1 pseudogene is annotated in these 408 nt (G+C 62.3%); it reads left to right on the forward strand.

Annotated elements, in window-relative coordinates:
- Positions 1–408 (forward strand): annotated as a pseudogene (locus SREC43747_RS0119335) (cbb3-type cytochrome c oxidase subunit I); the annotation flags it as partial.

The following is a 408-nucleotide window of genomic DNA, read 5'->3' on the forward strand; positions in this document are numbered from 1 at the left end:
GATCAAGTTCTTCAACTGGATCGGCACCATGTGGAAGGGCCAGATCACCTTCGAGTCGCCGATGCTGTTCAGCTTCGGCTTCCTGGTGACCTTCCTGCTGGGCGGCCTGACCGGGATCATCCTGGCTTCCCCGCCGCTGGACTTCCACGTCCACGACACGTACTTCGTGGTGGCGCACTTCCACTACGTGCTGTTCGGCACCATCGTGTTCGCCGTTTTCGCCGGGGTGTACTTCTGGTTCCCGAAGATGACCGGCCGGATGATGGACGAGCGGCTGGGCAAGCTGCACTTCTGGCTGACCTTCATCGGGTTCCACACCACGTTCCTGGTGCAGCACTGGCTGGGCAACGAGGGCATGCCGCGCCGCTACGCCGACTACCCCGACCGACGGGTTCACCACGCTGAACA

Source organism: Saccharopolyspora rectivirgula DSM 43747 (assembly GCF_000497205.1).
In the GTDB taxonomy this organism is placed as follows: domain Bacteria; phylum Actinomycetota; class Actinomycetes; order Mycobacteriales; family Pseudonocardiaceae; genus Saccharopolyspora; species Saccharopolyspora rectivirgula.